Raw genomic sequence first — 22,594 nt, forward strand, 5'->3', positions numbered from 1 at the left:
ACGTACCCCGTATCATATCCGGTCCGCTTCTACATACCCGTGCATCACGGCATAGATGGCAAGCCCCGAAACCGACTTGATACCGAGCTTCTCGGTGATGTTCTTTCGGTGCGAAATAACCGTCGTCAGGCTGATGTTCAGTTTGTCGGCTATTTCCTTGTTGATAAGCCCTTTGGTAATCAGAGTCAGTACCTCTATTTCACGAGGCGACAGATCATGCTCCTGCTGCATTTCCTGCGGTGATACGGGATGATGTGTCGCCTCGTGTCCCTGTTTCCGCATCTGCATGATGGCTTTCACCAGCTTGTCCTGAGGCAGGCAGACATTCAGCGTGGGAATGCCGCTCAGTGAAGGCTGTTCGCCTGCCGCCAGCACGATAGTCTTCGGACGGCGTGCCAGAAAGAACGACGTATGCTCGAAGTATGTCTGTGCCGAAACAAAATAATGGCTGTACATATCCGGCGTATCGTCTATCAGTCTGGCGAACGACGGAAACGTACGGATGGTCGCTACGGGGATAAGCTCTTCCAGAATGGTCTGCAAGCCCAATGCTGTCAGCGTATTCTGTTCTACGATTGTTATTTCAGGGATATGTTGCATCTTGGTTGATAGGTTGTTGGAGGATTAGAATCATTTTTGCAAGTACGCCGCTACGGCATCGGCACACCGTTCGCCGTCTACACCTGCCGACACGATACCGCCGGCATATCCCGCTCCTTCTCCGCAGGGGAACAGTCCCTCTACGGTGACGTGCTGCAAGGTTTCATTGTCGCGTACGATGCGGATAGGGGCCGAAGTACGTGTTTCTACGGCAATCATCACTGCCTCGTTGGTCAGGAAGCCGTGCGAGCTCTTGCCGAACAACTGGAAGCCCCGGCTCAGTCGGCTGCTGATGAATTTCGGCATCCAGAAGTGAAGCGGCGAAGAAACCAGTCCCGGGCTGTACGAGGTATCGGGCAGGTCGTAGCTGATTTTCCGGTTGATGAAGTCCGCCATACGCTGCGAAGGAGCCGTCTGCCGCATGTTACCCTGCTGCCAGCAGAGTTGCTCCAGTTTCTCCTGAAAGTGCATTACAGCCAGTGTATGTACGCTTCCCTCGGGCAGTTTTCCCGAACGGGCAATCAGTTCTTCGGTCTGCGCTTCTGCCGAACCCTGAATGGTTTCACACTCCTGAAGCTGCAAGTCGGGCAGGAGCAGGTCTTCGGGACGCAATTCCACTACCATACCGGAGTTGCTCCACTTCGTGCCACGGTTGCTGGGACTCATGCCGTTTACCACCAGCTGGTGAGGCCCGCTGGCTGCCGGAACCACAAATCCTCCCGGACACATGCAGAAGCTGTACACCCCTCTGCCTTCTACCTGCTGCACGAAGCTGTATTCGGCTGCCGGCAGATACTTTCCGCGTCCGTTCTTGTTGTGGTACTGAATCTGGTCGATCAGCATCGACGGATGCTCCAGACGTACCCCTACGGCGATACCCTTGGGTTCGATGGTCACCCCGTTGGCATACAACCAGCGGTATACGTCGCGTGCCGAATGTCCTGTAGCCAGAATCACCGGACCGTGGAAAGTCTTTCCAGTATTCGTTTCAATGCCTGCTACCTTGTTGTCCTTGATGAGCAGGGCATCCATGCGCGTCTGGAAGTGCACCTCTCCGCCACAGGCGAGGATGGTGTTTCGCATGTTTTCAATCACCCTCGGCAACTTGTCGGTTCCGATGTGCGGATGCGCGTCTATCAGGATAGATGTGCTTGCTCCGTGCTGGCAGAACACGTTCAGAATCTTGTCCACGCTGCCACGCTTCTTGCTGCGCGTATACAGCTTGCCGTCGGAGTAAGCTCCCGCACCTCCTTCGCCGAAGCTGTAGTTCGATTCCGGGTCCACCTTGTGTTCACGGCTGATGCGGGCAAGGTCCGTCTTGCGGTCGCGCACGTTCTTTCCGCGCTCCACCACCACCGGACGCAGTCCCAGCTCTATCAGACGCAGGGCAGCAAACAGACCGCCCGGTCCGGCTCCCACCACAACCACCTGAGGCTTTCCCTCCACGTTGCGGTATTCCGTCCGTACAAACTCCTCCTCGGTAGGCGTTTCGTTGATGAACACCTGTACCTTCAGGTTTACGTAAATCGTCCGCTGGCGGGCGTCGATGCTCCGTTTCAGTACCCGTACGGCGTGTATGGTACGAATGTCGAGCCCCTTTTCACGGCTCACGTATTGCTTGATATGTTGTTCGCTGGCTGCCTGCTCGGGCAGAACTCTTAACTGATATTCTTGTATCATAACTGGTTGTTCTTGTTTACGTTTTCTTCTTCCATGAATTCTTCATACGGCTGTGGGATCATAATGCCACAGTTTGGTTGACTGGTCTGTAAGACGGCGGTATGTATCAGAACGGTAAAAGCGTAACAGGGCAAATCTGTATCATCCGGGCTATCTTGCCGGGTAAAAACAAATACAGGTTATTATCTGTCACTTCCAGATTCATAGATGTACCTCCTTGATGGTTGATTTCCTCCATCAGTCACTGGCGGCTTTGTGTGTGGAGAATTTCGAAATTTTCTTCCAGATAAGTCAATGCTCCTTGTTGGGAGAAAAGGTCGGCAACCTCTTTTCCTGTCATATTGTGCTCATGCTTGTACTGTTCCATGCAGAAAGTCACAAAGAAAATCTTGTCCAATTCTTCATTCTGCGTCATGACTTGTATGTTGTTTTTTGCACTCTTTTATCCGAACAGCTGCCGGAAAGCTTCTTCCACCTTGCGCACGGGAACCAGTTCAATCTTAATCTTCTTGCGGTCCAGTCCCTGCAGGTTATGCTTGGGTACGAGCATCCGTGTGAATCCCAGTTTCTCGGCCTCACTGATGCGCTGCTCGATACGGTTTACGGGACGGATTTCTCCGCTCAGTCCCACTTCACCCGCCATGCATACACCTGCTTCGATTTCCGTATCCATGTTGCTCGACAGAATGGCACTGATTACCGCCAGGTCGATGGCCGGATCGTTCACCTTCAGCCCTCCTGCGATGTTCAGAAAGACATCCTTCTGCGCCAGTTTGAATCCTACACGCTTCTCCAGTACCGCCAGCAGCATGTTCATGCGTCGCAGGTCGAATCCCGTAGCCGAGCGCTGGGGCATGCCGTACGCCGCCGTACTCACCAGCGCCTGTACCTCGATGAGAAACGGACGGATACCCTCTACCGCACAGGCGATGGCAATGCCGCTCATACCCTCATGATCTTGCGTAAGCAGCAGTTCCGAAGGATTGCTCACCTGTCGCAGTCCGTCCTGCCGCATTTCGTAGATACCCAGTTCCGCCGTACTTCCGAAGCGGTTCTTGATACTCCGCAGGATGCGGTACATGTAGTGCTGGTCGCCCTCGAACTGAAGCACCGTGTCGACAATGTGCTCCAGCACCTTCGGTCCGGCAATGCTGCCTTCTTTGTTGATATGACCGATCAGAATAACCGGTGTTCCTGTTTCTTTGGCGAATTTCAGAATAGAAGCCGAACACTCGCGCACTTGTACGATGCTGCCCGGCGACGAGTCGATGTTTTCCGTCGAGATGGTCTGTATCGAGTCGATGATGACCAGATCGGGAGCCGTATTCTTGATGTTTGTGAAAATCTGTTCCAGCGACGTTTCGCACGCTATCAGCAGGTTGTTTGCTTCAGGATGGGGGATACGGTCGGCGCGCAATTTCAGCTGCCGTGCGCTTTCTTCGCCCGAGATATACAGCACCTTCTTGTCCGTGAGGCGGAGCACTGTCTGAAGTACCAGCGTCGACTTTCCGATACCCGGTTCACCGCCTATCAGCGTAAGCGAGCCCTCTACCAGTCCGCCTCCCAGTACGCGGTTCAGCTCGTCGTCGCCCATGTCGATGCGCTGTTCTTCGCCTGAGGTAATCTCGTGCAGTCGTTGGGGTTTCGAACGCACCGATTCGATACCGTGTGCCACATGCTTGGCTACGGGCATTTCCTTGCGTACCACTTCCTCTACAAACGTATTCCACTGTCCGCACGACGGACACTTGCCTGCCCATTTGGGAGATTCCTGTCCGCAGTTGGTACACACATATACGGTTTTTTCTTTCGCCATGATTTTTTATTCCGATTGATTGCTTATCTTTGCAAAGATACTAAAAACCGGACTGTTTTCCTCATGTTTGGATGTCTTTCTTTAGTGGCTGTGTGGTCTTTGAAAATGAAAAATGCTGGTGTTTTAGCGAAAACTTGCCGAACTTTTCTCTAATTTATGTACGAATAGAGAAATGCTTTGTACAAAATATATCGTATTCTTGCAGGAGATTTACAGTATGCTTTGAAGTGTTAAAAACGATCTGACGAATTCTTAAAAAAAATCCGGTTGAAGTTTTTTCGGAAAAAACTTCCCTTGCTTTTACTCTTTCTTTTAATATATAATAGGAAAGGGTGGCAACACTAGTGGTGCTGTTGTGGCCCGTAGGAGCTTGTAATAGCTTGTAAATAAGTGTGGTAGGTATGCTACCTTTTGGGTACACTAGTGGCCCGCCTGCTTTTTGTGTTATAGGAAACTTGCTAAAATCGCAAGTACGGCAGGTGTGTGACATTCCGATTAAAATTTGGACTTTCTGATAATTTGCTAGTTGTTTTGTGTATTGTTGTTTGAATTTGCAAGGAATTTTGCATGTTTAAGTGTGATACTGTTTTGTTATAAAAAGGATAAGTTGGCTTTACTTGAATATTCTGTCTGGAAAGCTGATAGAATAATTAACATAAACAAGTTAATGTGTTGACAAAGTTGAATTTTTATGCTGATTTTTTAATTTTTTTTAGTATATTTGTTTCTGATTTATTAATAACACAAAAACAATTTAAGAAAACGTATGAAAAATCAATTGAAGCATTTTCTATTGTTTGCGGTGCTTGTAATTTTTGGTACAGCCACTGCAGTAGCTCAGGCTACATTGAAAGGCAAGATTGTAGATGCGGAAAGTAATGAGCCTCTTATCGGGGCAACGGTTTCCGTAAAAGGTTCTACTGAAGGTTCTGTAACCGATATCGACGGAGTGTTCTCGTTGAAAATTACAACATCGGGAACTACTGTCGAATTTAAGTATTTGGGCTATAAGACCAAAACAATGAAAATAACTCAGAAGGGTACTGTGGATTTGGGTACAGTTTCGATGGAGGCCGATTCACATGTACTGAATGATGTCGTAGTAACTTCTTCTATTGCGGTAGCACGTAAAACTCCTGTTGCCGTATCAAGCGTGGCAATGGACTTCATCGAAGAAAAACTGGGTACTCAGGAATTTCCTGAAATCCTGAAATCTACTCCGGGTGTGCATGCCAATAAAGATGGTGGTGGTTACGGTGACTCTGAAATCTATATGCGTGGATTCGGTAATGAGAATATTGCTGTGATGGTAAATGGTGTGCCGATGAACGATATGGAATGGGGAGGTGTTTACTGGTCTAACTGGTCAGGACTGACTGACGTGACTCGTACAATGCAGACGCAGCGTGGATTAGGTGCTTCAAAAGTTTCTGCTCCTTCTGTGGGAGGTACTATCAATATCATTACTCAGAGTCTGGAAAGCAAGAAAGGTGGTACAGTATCGTATTCTTTGGGTAACGATGGTATGAACAAAATCTTGTTCAGTGTTTCTACAGGTCTTACTAAATCAGGATGGGCTATGACTTTGCTGGGTTCTAAGAACTGGGGTAACGGATATGCTCAAGGACTTGACTTTGAAGGCTACAACTACTTCCTGAATGTCTCAAAACGATTGAATGACGCTCATCAGCTGTCGTTTACAGTATTTGGTGCTCCTCAAACACACTATCAGCGTAATGGCGCTTTGACAATTGCTGACTGGAAAATGACTGAAGAAGTGTATGGCATTAAGAATTATAAATATAATTCAACTTACGGTTTTGACAACGAAGGTCGTCGCAGAACCAGTGAGTACAACTCTTACCACAAACCGCAGATCAGCTTGAATCATCAGTGGCAGATTGATGACAAATCTTCTTTGAGTACTGTTGCTTATGTTTCTATCGGACGTGGTTATGGTTATTCCGGACAAGGTAACGAATATTACGGATATTCTTATCAGGATTGGAAAGGTGCCAACTATGGTGTGCTTCAGACTAAGTTCCGTAATCCTGATGGTACATTCGACTATGGAGCTATCCAGGATATCAACGCGGAAAGTGAATATGGTTCTATGCTTGCCATGAGCTTGTCAAAGAACTATCACAACTGGTATGGTTTGCTGTCGACTTATACCACTAAGTTCGGTAAGTACATCGACTTCTATGGTGGTGTAGACTTCCGTTATTACAAGGGAACTCATACCAATGAAATTTCGGACTTGTACGGTGGTCAGTATTTCATGGACTCTACTCGTGGTGATGTGTTGGCTGAAAATAATATCGCAGCTGCCGATCCGATGTGGAAATATGAAAAGCTGGGTGTTGGTGATGTAGTTTACCGTGATTATGACGGACATGTAATGCAGGAAGGTGCTTTCTTCCAGAGCGAATTCAATAAAGACAAACTTTCGGCTTTCGTTGCCGGTTCATTGTCGAATACTACTTATTGGCGTTACGACCGCTTGTTCTACGACAAAGCTCATGCTAAATCAGATAAAGTTAGCTTCCTCGGATTTACTGCAAAAGGTGGAGCTAACTACAACATTACTGAAAATCATAACGTTTTCTTCAACTTGGGTTATATTAGCCGTGCGCCTAAATTCTCTTATGGTGCTTTCATGCAGGCGAATGCAAGTCATGCCATCAACAAGGATGCTAAGAATGAAAAAGTGCTTTCTTTCGAATTGGGTTATGGTTTCCGCAACAGCTGGTTGACTGCTAATGTCAATGCTTACTGGACCAAATGGCTGGATAAGGCGATGACTAAATCTGGTCAGCTGGATAATCAGGAACGTACTGAATACTATATGAATATGACTGGTGTAAATGCCTTGCATAAAGGTGTGGAACTGGATGTGAAGGTTACTCCGGTAAAATGGTTGGATATTACAGGTATGTTCTCTTTGGGTGATTGGAAATGGGACAGCAATGCTACCGGTTATGCTTACGATGACAAGGGTATGCCGCTGAAGGAAGACGGTACTCAGGCAAGCGGAATCGGTGCTCCCGATCATGTGTCGGCTTCTATCAACCTGAAGGGTGTACGTGTGGGTGGTTCTGCACAGACTACTGCTGCATTGGGTGCAACTTTCAAGATTGGCAAGTCTATCCGTGTTGGTGCTGACTGGACTTATTACGGACGTAACTATGCTTACTATTCATTCAGCGGAAGCGATTTGAAACTGGGTAAGGAAATCAGTATTGCTGAACCATGGAAAGTACCTGCAGCAAGCCAGATCGATATGAATGCTTCTTATCGTTTCAAACTGGGCAAACTGGATGCTACATTGTCAGGAAATGTAAATAACTTACTTGACTACCAGTACATCTCTAAGGCATATAATCCTAAATCAGGTGTTGTTTCGGAAGAAACTATCTACTGTTACTATGCTTTCGGACGTACATATAGTCTAAGACTGAGAGTTAATTTCTAATCACCTGTTTTAAAGAAAAGAATTTATGAAAAAAATATTATTTATATCTACAGCATTGTTAGCTTCACTGACTGCATGTGAAGATTACAATGACCAGTTTAACCTCGGCTCTCAGATCTCGGATGTCAAGAAGGGAGTCGCTATCAAATTGGCTGCAGCAGATTATGCGACAGTTGCCAATAATGCAACCAATAAGGAAATCGCTTTGTCGAAAGATCCTGAAAAGGGTACATATGTAGCTGCTCTTGAAGCAATTGGTAAAAACAGATATTTTGCAGACAAAACGGAAGCAGAATGGTTCCTGCCAGCTTTTATTACAGAAAAATATCCGCAGGCTGATGCCGGATCTCGTTTTTCTGTTTCATATAACATGTATAAAGCTCCGTCTACCTATTTGGCCGACTTCAAGAATCTGAAAGAGTATACGCTTTCGAATGCTGATTATAAAAAGGTATGGGCAGAAACTGCTACGGCTACCTACCTTTCTCCGTCTACGATGAAGAAACTTCCGGAAGTGCTGGCTGGTGCTATGAGCAATCCTGCCGAAGGAGATATGGTAGCTGTGAATTATGCATATTCAGAATTTGAACCCGGTAGTGGCGGTGGTTCAGTTGTTCCGATGGTATACCAGAAGGTGACTTCATTCGATGGTGAGGGAGGTAATTATGTGATAGCTGCCAAGGCTGACGACGGTAACTACTATCCGTTCGGAAAGCTGGATAAGGAAAGCTATAACTATGGATATATGAATCCGTCGCCTATTACAGTTGGTGAAAATGGTGTAATTGCAAATGCCGACGGTGCAGAACAGGTAGTTACTTTGGGTAAGACTGATAATGGCTTTACCTTGCTGAACGGTTGGTCGCAGTATATTTACATGAGCGGTACATTCAATAGCTTTAATGTAACTTCATCTGTTCCGACAGAAGGTGGAGAATGGACCTTGAGTGAAAACGGTGACGGTACATTCGCACTGAAGAATGTTGAGAAAAACAAAACTGTGAAGTTGACGTATGTAAACGAAAAATATAGTTTCGGTGCTTATCCGGAGTCTACTTATACTTATTTCTCAGATCCGATGAATAAGGAAACTGATAAGTTTGCCATTAAGGATGTAAAATTGCCGGAAGGTTCTGATTATGTATGGAAAATCGATTCATATGGTTACTATAAAGGTTCTGCTTTCGTAAACAAAAAGAATCTGCCGTCTGAAAGTTATGTGGTATCTTCGGAAATCGATCTTTCGAATGCTACTGCTCCGGTGCTGAGCTTCAACCTAGCTATCAACTTCCTGAATGGTAACAAGGCTACCGATTTCTTTACCGTGAGAGTTTCTTCTAATTATACGGGTGATGTGGCAGGCGCTACCTGGACAGACCTGACTTACGATGCATCGAAGGTGGGCAGCTCGTGGACCTTTACCGATCAGTCTATCGACCTGAGCCAGTTTAAGGGACAGAAAATCGTGATTGCATACGGCTATAAGAGTACAGACCAGTGCGCTCCGACTGTAGAACTGAAAAACACTTTAGTGAAAGAAAAAGATGCAAAATACTGGGATGTATGCTTGTTTAAGGAAGTTCCTGAAAACGAAGTAGCTGCTGCTATGATGCGTATGACAACACGTGCATCGGGTGCTTATGCTAATACTGCTGCATTGTATGTCTACACTAATGGTACATGGGCTGAATATGCTAAAGAAGACGTTAATGTATTGGTTGCTGATCCGAAGTTCTACGCTGAAATTGGTACTGACTATGTTTCTAAACCATCTATTATCTTCCCGGTTTATCTGGCACAGAAGTTCCCGTATGCAGTGAAGGGAGAACAGGTAGCTGTAGTCTATAAGAAGACTGCCGACAGTAACCCGATTGTTGAAGAGTATACATTCAACGGTGGATGGGCTGCTTCTACTAACTACTCTACACGTACTACTATCTTCGAAAAAGCTGCCGACGGTACATATACAGCACAGGCTGGTGTTTATCTGGACGAAGCGCTGACTGGTGGCAATGACGGAGGATTTACCGTACAGGATATTGCACTGACAGGTGTAAGTTATGTATGGAAGAGTGATGCAAGCTATGGATGGAAGGCTTCAGCGTTTATGAACAATACGAACTATGAAACTGAAAGCTGGCTGCTGACTCCGGCTATCGATTTGTCGGAAGCTATGACACCTCAGCTGTCATTCGAAGAAGCTCATAAGTTCCTGAACGGTAATCCGCTTTCTGAATACATGATGGTAAAAGTTTCTACTGATTATATAGACGATGTAGAATCTTGTACATGGGAAACCGTTGAAGTTGATGAAACACAGTGGTCTGACGGACAGAGCTGGGACTTCTACAAAGTAGGTCCTTATAGCTTGAGCGCATATGTTGGTCAGGTTATCCGTATTGCCTTTGTTTACAAGAGCACAAGCAGTGCTGCTCCTACTTGGGAAATTAAGAATGTTCTGGTAAACGAAGCAGAATAATTTTATAATGTATATCCGCTGGTTCTTTCTCTGCCGAAGGGTGAGAACCGGCGGATATTTTTCTCTTTACTAACGAAATCTAACAGGTTTAGTCATGAAAAAACATTTATTTATTTTAGGACTGGCACTGGCTTTGTTCAATGTCGGTTGTGATGATCAGAATACCATACCTAATGGTTATGTACAGACAACTCAGGAAGGAGCATCTACGCTTGTTCTGAAAGGATACGAAAATGCTGCATTAGGCTTTTCTGTATTCCAACCGGAAGGATTTGATTCTCCGTTTTATATACAGGATAAAAAGTTTGCCGGAAACGCTTACAGTTTTACCCAGGTAGCAGCTGCACGTCTGGATGAAATGACAACTGTTCCTGCAAATGTAGAATGGCAGTCGGATGCTACTGTAACAGCTGGTGCGGCTTACTGGGCTCGCTATGCTGCTTCAACGGTATATCGTTTTGTAAAATTCCGTGTATCTGATATTAATGGAAACAATGTAACGATTGAGTATGTCGTTACCGACCAGACCGAAGAACGTCCGAACGATAATGTCAATGCAAATACTGGTTATGATAATGTTTCGGTAACCGGTTATGAAATTCCTCATTTGAATGACCAGAATGTATACGCCGATCATTATGTAACAATGGACGGAGTACAGATTCTGAACTATGCATTAGAATGGGATAATACAAAACGTCATGCCAACTGGGTAGCTTTTACGTTCGATACTACAACTTCGGCTGATAATGTGAAACGTACAGATGCCTGGTCCGTAGATCCGAAGCTTCCGGCAGAAATGCAAGTTCAGGAAAGCGATCATAAGAACGACGGTTTTGATAGGGGACACCTGTGCGCTTCGGAAGACCGTGTGTACCTGAAGGAGGCAAACGATCAGACTTTCTACTACAGCAACATTTCACCGCAGTTGAATGATTTCAATGGTGGTTTCTGGCGTAAGCTGGAGACTCGTGTACAGACATGGGGACGTTCTACAGCCGATGGTGTATACGATAAGGTGTATGTTACAAAAGGTGGTACGCTGAATAAGCTGCTGAAAAACTTCAAAGGTACTACAGTTGATGGTGGTACTCCTACAACAGACGCAAACGGATTTACTATACACGGACTGGCTTGTCCGGAATATTACTATATGGCTGTTCTGAGCCAGAAAGACGATGTATTCCATGCTATTGCTTTCCTGGTACCTCATAAAGAAGGTATGACCAGAAATCCTTCGTCTGACGAACTGAAAGAATATGTGGTTTCTGTAGACAAACTGGAAGAAGAAACAGGCATTGATTTCTTCTGTAATTTGCCTGATGTACTTGAAAATGAGGTAGAGGCTGCTTGTAACCTGAATGACTGGGCATGGTAACAGGAGGCACATATATGAAGAAATATCTGTTTGCGTTTTTCTGGGCATGTCTGGTAATAGCGGGCTATGCTCAAGAGCAGAAAGGTACGGTTTACGGAGTTGCCTTTTATAACCTCGAAAATTTGTTTGATACGAAGCACGATGAGGGTAAGAAAGATTATGAATATCTGCCCGACGGAAGAAATAAATGGGACGATAAGAAATATCAGTCGAAACTGAAAAATATGTCGACGGTACTTGGATCGCTGGCTACCGACAAGACACCTGAGGGGGCTGCGGTAATAGGTATGGCTGAGGTGGAAAACCGTCATGTGCTGGAAGATTTGCTGAAACAGCCGGCACTGGCCGATCGCGGGTATGAGATTATTCATTATGAAGGACCGGACGAAAGAGGTGTGGATTGTGCTTTCTTTTACAACCCGAAACTGTATACAGTGACAGCTACCAAACTGGTTCCTTATGTATTGGCTCAACCGACAGATCGTCCGACACGCGGTTTTCTGATTGCTGACGGTAAACTGGCTGGCGAACGTGTGGCCTTTATTGTAAATCACTGGCCGTCGCGTGGAGCTGAATCTCCGGCTCGTGAGCGTGCAGGTATGCAGGTACGTGCACTGAAGGATTCGCTGCAACGTCTGGATTCGAAAATCAAGATTGTAATCATGGGCGACATGAACGATGATCCTATGGATAAAAGTATGGCAGAAGCCTTGGGAGCAAAGCGTGAAATGAAAGATGTGAAGAAGAAAGATTTATATAATCCTTGGTGGAATACGCTTGCCGGAGGCGATGGTACATTAAAGTATAGAGGTAAATGGAATTTGTTCGACCAGATTGTTTTTACTGGTAATTTCCTGAACAAGCGCCATAAAAAGCTGAGTTATTTCACTCATGAAATATTCAAGCGTGATTACCTGATGCAAGCGGATGGAAAATACAAAGGCTATCCTTTGCGTACGCAGGCTGGAGGCAGATGGATGAACGGATATAGCGACCATCTTCCGACTGTAGTATATTTTATTAAAAAGTAATACGTTACGTTTTAATGATATAAAAAGAAAATAGACCGCTCCAATCGGAACGGTCTATTTTCTTTTTATATCAAACACTTGTTTATTTGCATGCTTCTGCAATACGTTTTACGACAAAGGGTCCTTCGTAGATGAACGCTGAGTAGATCTGTACCAGATGTGCTCCGGCATTCAGCATGCTGGTTGCTTCTGCTGGAGTCATGACTCCTCCTGCTCCGATAATGAGCATTTCTTTAGGAGCATGTGCAGAAAGATATCTGACAACCTCTATTGATTTATAAATAATCGGCAGTCCGCTGATTCCTCCGGCACCTACGTGAGTGACTTCAGCTTGAGAAGAATGAATAAGCAAGGAGCGATCTTGTGACGGACCGGTTGCGATAAATCCGTCGATATGATGCTGGCGGGCAAAGCTGATAATATCGTCCAGCTTTTCTATAGGTACATCAGCCGGAAGCTTCAGAAATATAGGTTTGCCAATCTGCTTCTTTTTGTCTGCTACTGCAATCAGTACGGAACTGAGGATTTCTGGAGCAATGCTTCCCCAGTTGATTGTATAATAATCGGCATATTCGCTGAAAGTGCTGTACAGATCTGTAATTTCTGTTCTAGCCAGCTCTTCGTCGGCAGGATAATTGGTATTGATATTGACTCCCAATATATATTTCCCGTTTTGTTTCTGCCTCAGATTCTGTAATACCATTTCTTTTCCGGGATTGTTGAATCCGGTACGTGAAATGAGAGCATGGTCTTTAGGTAACCGGAATATACGTGGAGAAGGATTTCCATCGACTTTGTGTGGAGTAACCGTTCCCGCTTCTATAAATCCAAAGCCCAGGTCACTCAGTTCATCGAAACAGCTTGCTTCTTTATCGAATCCGGCTGACAATCCTACACGGTTGCTGAAGTTCAGATTATGCCATTGGAAGGGAACAGCTTTGGGATGAAACAGTGAGCGAGTCAGACTTCTTATTGGCCCCAGATGGCGATATATATGAAGCAGGGTTATAATCTGATCATGGATTTTTTCGGCGTCGATACGGAACAGACAGGGACGAATAATTGATTTATACATAGTGGTAATGGTTTATTTGATTTTTTCCATTACAAAGGTACAATATATTCAAGAGAATCTACCATAAAAAAAAGTTATCCCTTATTACCCGACTGTTAGGTGGCAGCTGTGGAATAATGTATTGAGGATGCTCTGACTGTTATCGGACAATAGCCAGTGTAGAAGATGAACATAAAAAAGCCCTATCAAAACTCCTTTCCGGGGTAATGATAGGGCTTGGGGTTTCAGAATATGACTTTAATGATTCTGAGATTTCTTTTTACAGACTTATTTCTGACCGTTTCTCCATTTTGGAGCACCGATACCCAGCTGGTAAATCTTAGAATTCAATACCTTACTATCTTGTCTGTAGTACAGGTTCACACCATGTTCACCACCTGTTCCGTCCAATGCATCTGCACGGTGCATGTAGCGGTCACTGTTAGTTGCAGCTTTGTGAGGTGGGTTAGGAGCAATCATCAGTTCCAGCGGTGAGATGTCGTCTACCAGAACTTCCAGAGAACCGTTCAGAGTTGCAGAACCGTCGTTGACCAGACTACCGAAGTTGTTCTTGGTTGCAGTCCATGGGTTGTTACTGAATATCTGTCCGTTGCTGAGGAAAGTATTTGTAGAATAGTTATTCTCAAAGTTCAGTGTGACATGTCCGGCAGATCCGTCTGGCAAAGTCATAGTCTTACGGATATCAGCTCCTGCCATAATCATGTTACGGGCATCTCCATCTTGCTTGGTCAGGATAATCAGGTTATTTCTTACGGTATAGGTACTTCCGTCAGGAATATTTCGCATGGCGAAGATATTGCCGGCAGCACGGGTATTCCAGTTGACCAGCGTATTGTTTTCGAATGTGATATTCCATGCTCCGCCCTTCCAGTTAGCCTGTTTGGTTTCATTGAAGAATGACGGGAACGGACAATCGTAGAATGTATTTCCGCGAACAACAAAATCTTTGTAAAGGTTAGAGTTGGCATTGTTGCCCGAACCAGCAATCCAAGGATAACCTCCGGCTCCGTTGCTGTAGTATCCACAATCGAAGAACTGGTTGTCTTCAATCAATACATGATCCCAGATTTTGTAGTTAGGTCCTTGTTCACGGATAAATCCACGGACAAGTCTCTTGAATGTACAGTTCTTGATAACAAAGTTTTCCAAGTGTACTGCCATACCGTTAGAGAACATATTGATGAAGTAGTTACCTGTAGTAGAACCAACTCCAGCTATATTATCACCATAGTTGAGGGCAAGCGGACAGTCGAAATCGATGTCATAGAACTCAAGCATCTTCATGTAGATTTCTCCACCTTCTCCGGCTTGTGGTTGACGACCAAACATCAGGTTCATTGAGTTGACATTTGTTCCTGTTGTATGCATACCTCCAAGCAATACTTTTGCACGTTTACCAGCAGCTACATCTTCCGGATTTGTACGGAGGATGAATCCTTTACAGGTTGTCAGGTTATCGAACATACAGTAAGTTTTTCCACCTTCCAGATAGTATGTTTGTCCTTCTGCCAGATTAACATCCGAGATAAAGTCGGTCAGCATGAAGTCGATACGCATTGCGTCATATTTCAGTGCAACTTCGTGTTGTTCGAGAGCTGTCTGGTAAGCTTCTTCTGTATCGAAGTAGTCACGGCTTGGAGCTGTCAGTTCGTGAGTAACAAGGATAGGTTCTCCCGGTTCACCGTCGGAACGTGCAGAATAGGTATTGTAATATGCATCCCATTTTACCTTGACGTTTTCATTGCGTACGTTGATGACATATACTGAGTTTTTCTGAAGTCCGTCGATATCTACATAACCTCTTGCAAAGTCTTCTTCTGTGAGTTTATAGTTTTTCCATTTTTCGTTTACTGTAGATTCCGGATTGTTGGGTGAAGGAGCTACTTCCAGCCACTGGTAAACGAAGTTGTTGTTGGCATCCAGCTCAAATTTTTCACGATAGATGGCTTTGTCATCTTCGGATACACCTTCGGATACTACATCAAAATTACGGTTCAGCATGACACGCATGGTTGTTTCAGTTGTTTTTGAACCGTCGACATATACACAGAATGGAGTAGCATAACGGTCGGCTGTAGTAATACCGAGAAATTCAGCCCATTGTCTTCCATCGCCGTGTCCGTACCATTTGGATGCATGTGAGAAGTCGGTTATATTGTCATCTTTCTTCGACAATACACGAATGGCAAAACGGAAATCGGTAGAGTACTGCTGGTCTTTGATAACCAGATCGAGTACGTCGGGACCCACAATTGTGTCGAGTAGCAGTAAGCCGTTTTCAGCAGATGTTCCCCATGCATCAGCTCCGTTTGACACATTAGGCTGGAGTGCCTGGCGAATCTGGTATCCGGCACAGTCATTTACACCGTACCAGTACAGATGAATATCGTTTCCGTTAGGACCTTCTGCCTTACAGTTGTATGCGTAGTCATCTCCCTTGCCTCTGTTGTTGTCGCAGATGAACATTGTCATCCATTCCCGGTCTAGTGACGCTCCAAAACTTTCATCTTCGTCAGAGCATGAGCTGAATGAAAGCACAGATGATAGCATTAAGGAATATAGAAATAGTTTTTTCATGGTAATCTTTTTTGAGTGTTGTTATTAATATCCATAATAGTTCTTATAGGCTCCGGCAGAACGCTGGATAGCTGCATTTGGATAAGGCAGAATATAACGTACCGGAGGCAATGCGCTGACTGAAGGAACGCTGTTGCCTTCCAATGGAACTTCTGTTCCGTCTTTTACCAATACTATAGTACCTTGTTCTGTGTGGCGGATATATCCATAGAATGAATATTTACATTGGTTGGTTGGCTCAGAATCGCTACTCCACTGATAGAATTCGGCTGATTCCCATGTTTTTCCATCGATAGCGGTAAGAGCTGTTGCCGGCTGGCTTGCCGATTTGTAAGGATTGTAAATATAGAGGATGTCCAGTGTGGTGTTCGGGTATGGATAACCATATACCTGACTGGGATCTACACGCCATTCTGCACTCTGAGGAAGTACATGGTAATACATATATTCTGGCAGTTCGACCAGATAATTGCTTCCGTCGTGTTCGGCTATATCATCTTCAAATCCGGTATATGTACCGGCGTTTGACATGGCAACCGACAGGTAACGTAAGAAGCTGTATACTACTTCCTGACTGTACAGGTTGTTACGTACAAGGTCGCGCCAGCGGATGTTTTCACCTGCAAACTCCCATTTACGTTCGTCCAGTACGGCCTGGAGAAATTTCTCTTTCGAAGAAGCTGCATTGGTAACGTAAGTATTGACAGCACCCTGATCGTCGAAGGCACGGCTACGTACCTGACGGAGTGACTCTTGGGCTTCTTTAGTCGGACCTTCCAGTTCGTTGATAGCTTCGGCATTCATCAGCAAGACATCGGCATAGCGCATGTAAGGGAAGTTGATACCTGTACTTCCTGAACTTGTATTAAGGAATTGTCCGGCATTGGCCCATAGTTTAGACCATTTGTTGTTGTGTACGGTGTAGTCTGAACGGATCAGGCAGGAATCTTGACTGACATTGTTTGTACTGTTTCCGTAATACCAGAGTCCGTTGACGAAATCACGGCGTTTGTCTTTTTCATCGAATGAGTAGCGGTAGAATGCATTCAGTCTGCCGTTTCCGTCGGCTGCTCCCCATACGTTCTTACCAAGTGTCTGTCCTTCATTGGCTGTAGAGGTAGGACCCTGGATATTTCCAGTTTCGCCTGTTGATTCTTTAGCGAAAGGTATTTCGAAAATAGGATCTCCCTTGCTGATTAGTTCGAAATTACTTTCTTTCAGGAATACATCTTTATAAGAAGTTCCTATGGAGTGAGAACCTGACGAGATAACCAGATTGGTATATTCCTTGGCAATACGGTAGTAGTCCTGATAATTTTCCGGACGGCTCATGACACCGTAGCTTTTAGGATTGTTTTTATCCGGATGGAGTGAATATCCTCCTGCTGTAAGTGCAATACGTGCGATGAGGGCGTATGCAAATTCCTGTGAAGCATGTTCTACAGTGACAGAAGCGGATGAACTCATTTTAGGAGCGATAGCCTTCAGGTCATTTATCAGATTGTCTTGTATTTCTTTACGGTCCATGATAGGAATGACGTAATCACCTCCCAGTTGTGAAGCCGGACGGAAAGTGAAAGGAATATCTCCGAACATAACGACCATGTCATGGTAGACCATAGCACGGATACATTTGGCTTCTCCCATCATCTGCATGATTTCAGCGTCTTCTTCATTGTAAAGCGGGCTGTTTTCCAGATTGTATATAAAACGGTTGGCATCTTCGATAGCTTTGTATGCAGCTTGCCAGTACTTGTTGATTTCGCTACCCTGATCATCGCAGTCGAAGCGTGCATAACTGTTGTGGGTAGCTACGTTTGTACTGCTTATCATCATTTCTACATCGCTGTTGAGGATGAAGCTTCTCTGGAAAGCTTTTCCATACAAGTCGTTTACAAGGATAGATGCATATACTCCATTAAGTGCGCGGTTGATTTCTGTTTTCTGGCTGAAAACGAACTCTTCGCTGTAGCTTGACGGGGATTCGACATCCAAAAAATCATTGCATGATGCCAATGTCAGAGAAGTCAAGCCTATGACTAATATATTTTTGAGTTTCATGTACTTTCAAGTTTTAAAAGGTGATATTTGTTCCAAATACGAAGCTGCGGCTACGTGGGTAGCGGTTGTAGTCCATACCGCAAGTCAGACCTGTCTGAATATCTACTTCCGGGTCGTAACCAGAATATCCGGTAATGATAAACAGATTGGATGCTGAAACATAGAAACGAGCTTTTGAAATACCCATTTTTGATGTCAGCTTTTCTGGCAGTGTGTAACCGATAGTCAAGTCCTGGCAACGAACGAATGAACCATCTTCGATGAAGTAAGAATGAGTGATCTTCTGAGTTACATCGGTTGGGTTCCAAAGTGTTCTGCCTTCGTTCAGCTGACGGTACATGTCGATAGAACCATCGATGAAATAACATTTGTACATACATTCACCGTCGCCATCACGAGTATATCTCCATCCGTTGTCGGCAAATGTACCGAGTACATTATAGAACTTTTTATCGTTGCCTTCTGATGAAGAAAGCTGATAAGCTGTTGCATTGTTTACATCGAAGTCGAGCATAAAGTTGAAGTTCATGGCGAAGTCGAAGTTCTTCCATTGTCCGCTTACGCCAAATCCTCCCTGTACTTTCGGATTGGTGTTACCAATGACAGTACGGTCGTCTTCTGTAATTTTGCCGTCACCATTCAAATCTTTGAATTTGATTTTTCCAGGAAGAGTAGCAATACCTGAGTTAGAGTTTCCTGATACTTCGTTGATGACTGTCTTAGGATGTTCTACTCCATTTTCATCTACCAGCGGAGCGTCTTTAGATGTTCCGTTTTCGGCAGCTGTCGATCCCCAAGGCAGAGCCTGAAGGTTATTTGTCGGGTCGAAATAGAATTCATCCATCGAGTACAGTCCGTCGTAAACGAAACCGTAGATCAGACCTACCTGGTCGCCTACTTTCAGACAGTAGTCATTGTAGCTTGATTTCCAGCGGTTGTTCTGGTCCCAGATAACATTGTCGGTACCGTTCAGTTTGTCTACTTTCATTTTGTTCATACCAAGAGAAAGGTTGGCAGAAAGTACATAATCTCTACCTCTGAGGATATCGCCTGATATACTCAACTCGATACCTTTGTTTGTTACCTGACCGATGTTCTGCATCTGGCTGATATAACCTACAGAAGAAGGTATGTCTGATTTGTAAAGCAAATCTTTGGTAGTATTCCAGTAAACTTCAGGAGTTACAGTCAGACGGCCGCCAAACAAAGTGATATCGGCAGCAAGGTTTCGTGTCAATGTAGTTTCCCACTTGATATCCTTGTTGGCAAAGGTAGTATTTCCCTGGTTGCCGTACCATTGTTCACCAAACTGAGTAGATTCTCCGAAACCAGGACCGCCAGTAGAATTGACAGAATATAAGTAACGCCACATATCGTTGTCGATACGGTTATTACCTGCCAGACCGAAAGCAGCACGAAGTTTCAGTTGATCGATCCATTCTACATCATTCAGGAAGTTTTCTTCAGAAAGCACCCACGCTCCGGAGATAGAAGGGAAGTAGCCCCACTGGTTTCCTGGTGCGAACTTGGTAGAACCATCGGCACGCATTGTCAATGAAAGCAAGTATTTGTGGTTGTAGTTATAACTTGCCTGTCCGAAGAATGAAGCTGTACGGTCAGGAGTAGAAAGCTGTGTATACGATTCCTGTGGAGTACCGAATCCCATGTTTGCCCAAGCCTGATCAGCTTCGAATGCACGTGGAAAATAGCGGTTCTTCTGTACGTTCTTGGTATTTTGGCTATGATAGATTTCCTGTCCTAACAGCAAGGAGATGTTATGAACATTTTTCAGTGTGAAGCCGTATGATGCAGTATTGGTCCAGATATACTTGAATGTATAGTCTTTCTGAATATTGGCAACAGGCTGTGAGTTGTTTTTCTGACCTTCGCTGGTTAGTGCACCATAGAAACGGTACTGGTCTTTCCAAGTCAATCCGATTGTTGCTTCAGAACGGAGTACCAGACCTTTGATCGGTTTCCATTCCAAAGAGAAAGCATTGGTATAGTTGTATGAATACTTTTTCTGCTGGTTAATGCTGATATCGCTCTTAGGATTGGTGTAAGTGAAAAGAGCTTCTTCATCCGGGTCTGCATAAGACGGGTCGATGTATCCGAATTCACGTAAACCATTGGTAGGACGATAGCGCAATACATCGATGATACCACCTGTACCGATATTGTCACCACCGGCTCCTTCATCGCGACGGAACGAGAGCTTAGGATTGATTTGCAAAGTCAGGTTCTTGGTGATATCAATAGCTGTCTTGATGTTAAGGTTAGTACGGCGAACTCCAGAACCCATGATGATACCTTTATCTTCACTCTGGGTTAATGAAGCGTTGAAACGCATTTTTTCAGTACCTCCTCCGATGCTGACATTGGTAGAGTAGTTAATCGGATTTTCTCCCATAACTTCATCTTGCCAGTCGTGAGTAGGTAAGGTGTTGTACATGTCAAGGTCTTGCGGGTTACCGAAGTTTGCGCGGAAGAATTTGGCATTTGATGAACGGCTACCGTTACATGCAGACCATTCATACTGATAACGTGCAAATTCTGCTGCATTCATCAGATCCAGTTTCTTAGCAAGCTGGCTGGTAGAGAGATGAGCATTGAGGCTCACCTGGATCTTTCCGGCTTTTGCCGATTTTGTGGTAACTACAACTACACCGTTACCACCTTTGGCTCCATAGATAGCTGTAATAGACGCATCCTTTAATACATCGATAGATGCAATATCTGTAGGAGGAATATCGTTGATATTGTCTACCTGGAAACCATCGACGATATAAAGAGGTTCGTTGCTTTGGGTTACAGATGTTCCTCCACGTACACGGATGTTGATATCTGCTCCCGGAGCACCATCGACTGTAGTAACCTGTACACCGGCGATTTTACCTTGCAATGCAACAGCTGCCGAGCTGACCGGAATAGCTGCGATTTTAACTCCTGAAACAGAACCTACAGAACCTGTAAGGTCTTTACGTGCTTTGCTGGTATAACCGATGACTACGACTTCGTCCATAGCCTGTGCATCTTCCTTCATTATAACTTTCAAGGCTTTGCCGGAAGTTACAGTCAGTTCCTGAGTCTGATAGCCGATGTAGGTAATAACGATTGTTTTTCCTTTGCCTGAGATCTTGAAACTGAAATTACCATCGAAGTCTGTGATGGTTCCGTTGGAAGTGTTCCCTTTTTCTACGATAGATGCTCCAATGATAGGTTCATTGTTTGAATCTAAGACTTGTCCTTTTATGGTTAAACCTTGTGCCATAATTTCAGGTGGAGCTAATACTAGTAAAAGGGTTAGCAGGCAGAATTTCCACCAAATTGATAATTTGTCTTTCATAGTAATTAATAGTTTGTTGTTACATAAAGTTTAGATCAATACATATGAATAATTTTATTGCCGTGTCTTAAATTGTGAAATAATCTTGTATTGAAGATTTTCGGATGTAATGTGACTGTCAATAGTAGATCAACTCTAGTAAAGAATGTGTGTTAACGCGCACGGATAAAGATCAAAAAAAAATGTGTTTTCATAAATCATGTTTTTTAGTGTCGTATTTTGTTTGGTTTGTATATATCTTCCACAAAGGAATCTTGTAATAGATTAGGTTATCAAATATTAATTATATTAAATTTTGATGCAAATATATAAACGTTTGTTTTATTTGGTTGAAAAAGTCTTATTTATTAACATGTTTTAAACATTTCTTTTTTTAACCTTTTAGATCTCTGTTTTTTAGCATAAAAAAAGAGGCTGCCCCATCGGACAACCTCTTTGTAATGTCGTTTTGAAGTAACGAATTATGCTTCAGCCGGAGCTTCTTCAGCAGCAGGTGCTTCTTCTGCGTTAGCAGCAGCTTCAGCAGCTTTCTTTTCAGCTACTTTCTTAGCGATTTCTTCGTTTACTTTCTTTTCTGCTTCCAGACGTGCTTTAGCTTCAGCTTTCTTAGCTTCTTCTTCTTTAGCTTTCAAAGCAGCCAGACCGTTCTGCTTGTTTTCTTTCCAAGCGTTGAAACGAGCTTCAGCAGCAGCTTCATCGAATGCACCTTTTGCAACACCACCCAACAAGTGTTTCTTCATGTAAACACCTTCGCGTGACAAAATGTTGCGTACGGTATCAGTAGGCTGTGCACCTACCATTACCCAGTGTAATGCACGTTCAAAATTCAAATCTACTGTGGCAGGATTGGTATTAGGGTTGTAAGTACCAATTTTTTCAGTAAATCTACCATCACGTGGTGCTCTTGCATCTGCAATAACAATTGAATAGAACGCATAACCTTTGCGTCCGTTTCTCTGCAATCTGATTTTAGTTGCCATTTCTTAAACGTTAATTTTTTAATGTTAATGATTTGAATTATGCTAATATCTCGTATTAGCGGGTGCAAAGGTACGACTTTTATTTGTATTACAAAA

13 protein-coding genes are annotated in these 22,594 nt (G+C 44.3%); 4 read left to right on the forward strand and 9 right to left on the reverse strand.

The window, feature by feature from the left end; genetic code table 11:
• Nucleotides 1–12: 12 nt before the first annotated feature.
• The 4 genes from ACDG22_RS06890 to radA all read right to left on the reverse strand — a co-directional run bounded on the left by ACDG22_RS06890 (nt 13) and on the right by radA (nt 4,096).
• Complete coding sequence (locus ACDG22_RS06890; RefSeq protein ID WP_178270059.1) at nt 13–600, reverse strand: helix-turn-helix transcriptional regulator; 588 nt, start codon at nt 598–600, stop codon at nt 13–15.
• A gap of 30 nt (nt 601–630) precedes the next feature.
• Nucleotides 631–2,280, reverse strand: coding sequence for an NAD(P)/FAD-dependent oxidoreductase (locus ACDG22_RS06895; RefSeq protein ID WP_270230864.1), 1,650 nt, complete (start codon nt 2,278–2,280; stop codon nt 631–633).
• Nucleotides 2,281–2,521: 241 nt separating this feature from the next.
• Nucleotides 2,522–2,695 carry a DUF3791 domain-containing protein gene (locus ACDG22_RS06900; protein ID WP_007570211.1) on the reverse strand — a complete coding sequence of 58 codons (174 nt, stop codon included), beginning with the start codon at nt 2,693–2,695 and terminating at the stop codon, nt 2,522–2,524.
• A 27-nt stretch (nt 2,696–2,722) separates the two neighbouring features.
• On the reverse strand, nt 2,723–4,096 hold the full coding sequence (gene radA / locus ACDG22_RS06905; protein ID WP_007570213.1) for a DNA repair protein RadA: 1,374 nt from the start codon (nt 4,094–4,096) through the stop codon (nt 2,723–2,725).
• A 766-nt stretch (nt 4,097–4,862) separates the two neighbouring features.
• Here radA and ACDG22_RS06910 point away from each other — a divergent pair.
• The 4 genes from ACDG22_RS06910 to ACDG22_RS06925 all read left to right on the forward strand — a co-directional run bounded on the left by ACDG22_RS06910 (nt 4,863) and on the right by ACDG22_RS06925 (nt 12,459).
• Entirely contained in the window at nt 4,863–7,571 is a 2,709-nt protein-coding gene (locus tag ACDG22_RS06910) for a TonB-dependent receptor (protein WP_007570221.1), read from the forward strand.
• Nucleotides 7,572–7,596: 25 nt separating this feature from the next.
• Entirely contained in the window at nt 7,597–10,050 is a 2,454-nt protein-coding gene (locus tag ACDG22_RS06915; protein ID WP_302451906.1) for a choice-of-anchor J domain-containing protein, read from the forward strand.
• A gap of 94 nt (nt 10,051–10,144) precedes the next feature.
• The gene (locus ACDG22_RS06920; protein ID WP_370858814.1) at nt 10,145–11,428 is read left to right on the forward strand and encodes a DNA/RNA non-specific endonuclease; all 1,284 of its coding nucleotides are present in this window, start codon (nt 10,145–10,147) and stop codon (nt 11,426–11,428) included.
• Nucleotides 11,429–11,442: 14 nt separating this feature from the next.
• Nucleotides 11,443–12,459, forward strand: a complete 1,017-nt coding sequence (locus ACDG22_RS06925) for an endonuclease/exonuclease/phosphatase family protein (RefSeq protein WP_181975865.1) — start codon at nt 11,443–11,445, stop codon at nt 12,457–12,459.
• A gap of 82 nt (nt 12,460–12,541) precedes the next feature.
• On the opposite strand, the gene ACDG22_RS06930 is transcribed toward ACDG22_RS06925, so the two are convergent.
• The 5 genes from ACDG22_RS06930 to ACDG22_RS06950 form a co-directional block, all read right to left on the reverse strand.
• Nucleotides 12,542–13,534 carry a quinone-dependent dihydroorotate dehydrogenase gene (locus tag ACDG22_RS06930; protein WP_370858815.1) on the reverse strand — a complete coding sequence of 331 codons (993 nt, stop codon included), beginning with the start codon at nt 13,532–13,534 and terminating at the stop codon, nt 12,542–12,544.
• Nucleotides 13,535–13,801: 267 nt separating this feature from the next.
• Nucleotides 13,802–16,111: a hypothetical protein gene (locus ACDG22_RS06935; RefSeq protein WP_370858816.1), complete on the reverse strand. Its 2,310-nt coding sequence runs from the start codon at nt 16,109–16,111 to the stop codon at nt 13,802–13,804.
• 24 nt (nt 16,112–16,135) lie between these two features.
• Nucleotides 16,136–18,172 (reverse strand): RagB/SusD family nutrient uptake outer membrane protein, encoded by a 2,037-nt coding sequence (locus ACDG22_RS06940; protein WP_370858817.1) that lies wholly within the window; start codon nt 18,170–18,172, stop codon nt 16,136–16,138.
• A gap of 13 nt (nt 18,173–18,185) precedes the next feature.
• The gene (locus ACDG22_RS06945) at nt 18,186–21,443 is read right to left on the reverse strand and encodes a SusC/RagA family TonB-linked outer membrane protein (RefSeq protein WP_370858853.1); all 3,258 of its coding nucleotides are present in this window, start codon (nt 21,441–21,443) and stop codon (nt 18,186–18,188) included.
• A gap of 536 nt (nt 21,444–21,979) precedes the next feature.
• Nucleotides 21,980–22,498 carry a 30S ribosomal protein S16 gene (locus ACDG22_RS06950; RefSeq protein ID WP_370858818.1) on the reverse strand — a complete coding sequence of 173 codons (519 nt, stop codon included), beginning with the start codon at nt 22,496–22,498 and terminating at the stop codon, nt 21,980–21,982.
• Nucleotides 22,499–22,594: the final 96 nt, after the last annotated feature.

This window comes from Phocaeicola coprocola (assembly GCF_041333015.1).
GTDB classification, from domain to species: domain Bacteria; phylum Bacteroidota; class Bacteroidia; order Bacteroidales; family Bacteroidaceae; genus Phocaeicola; species Phocaeicola coprocola.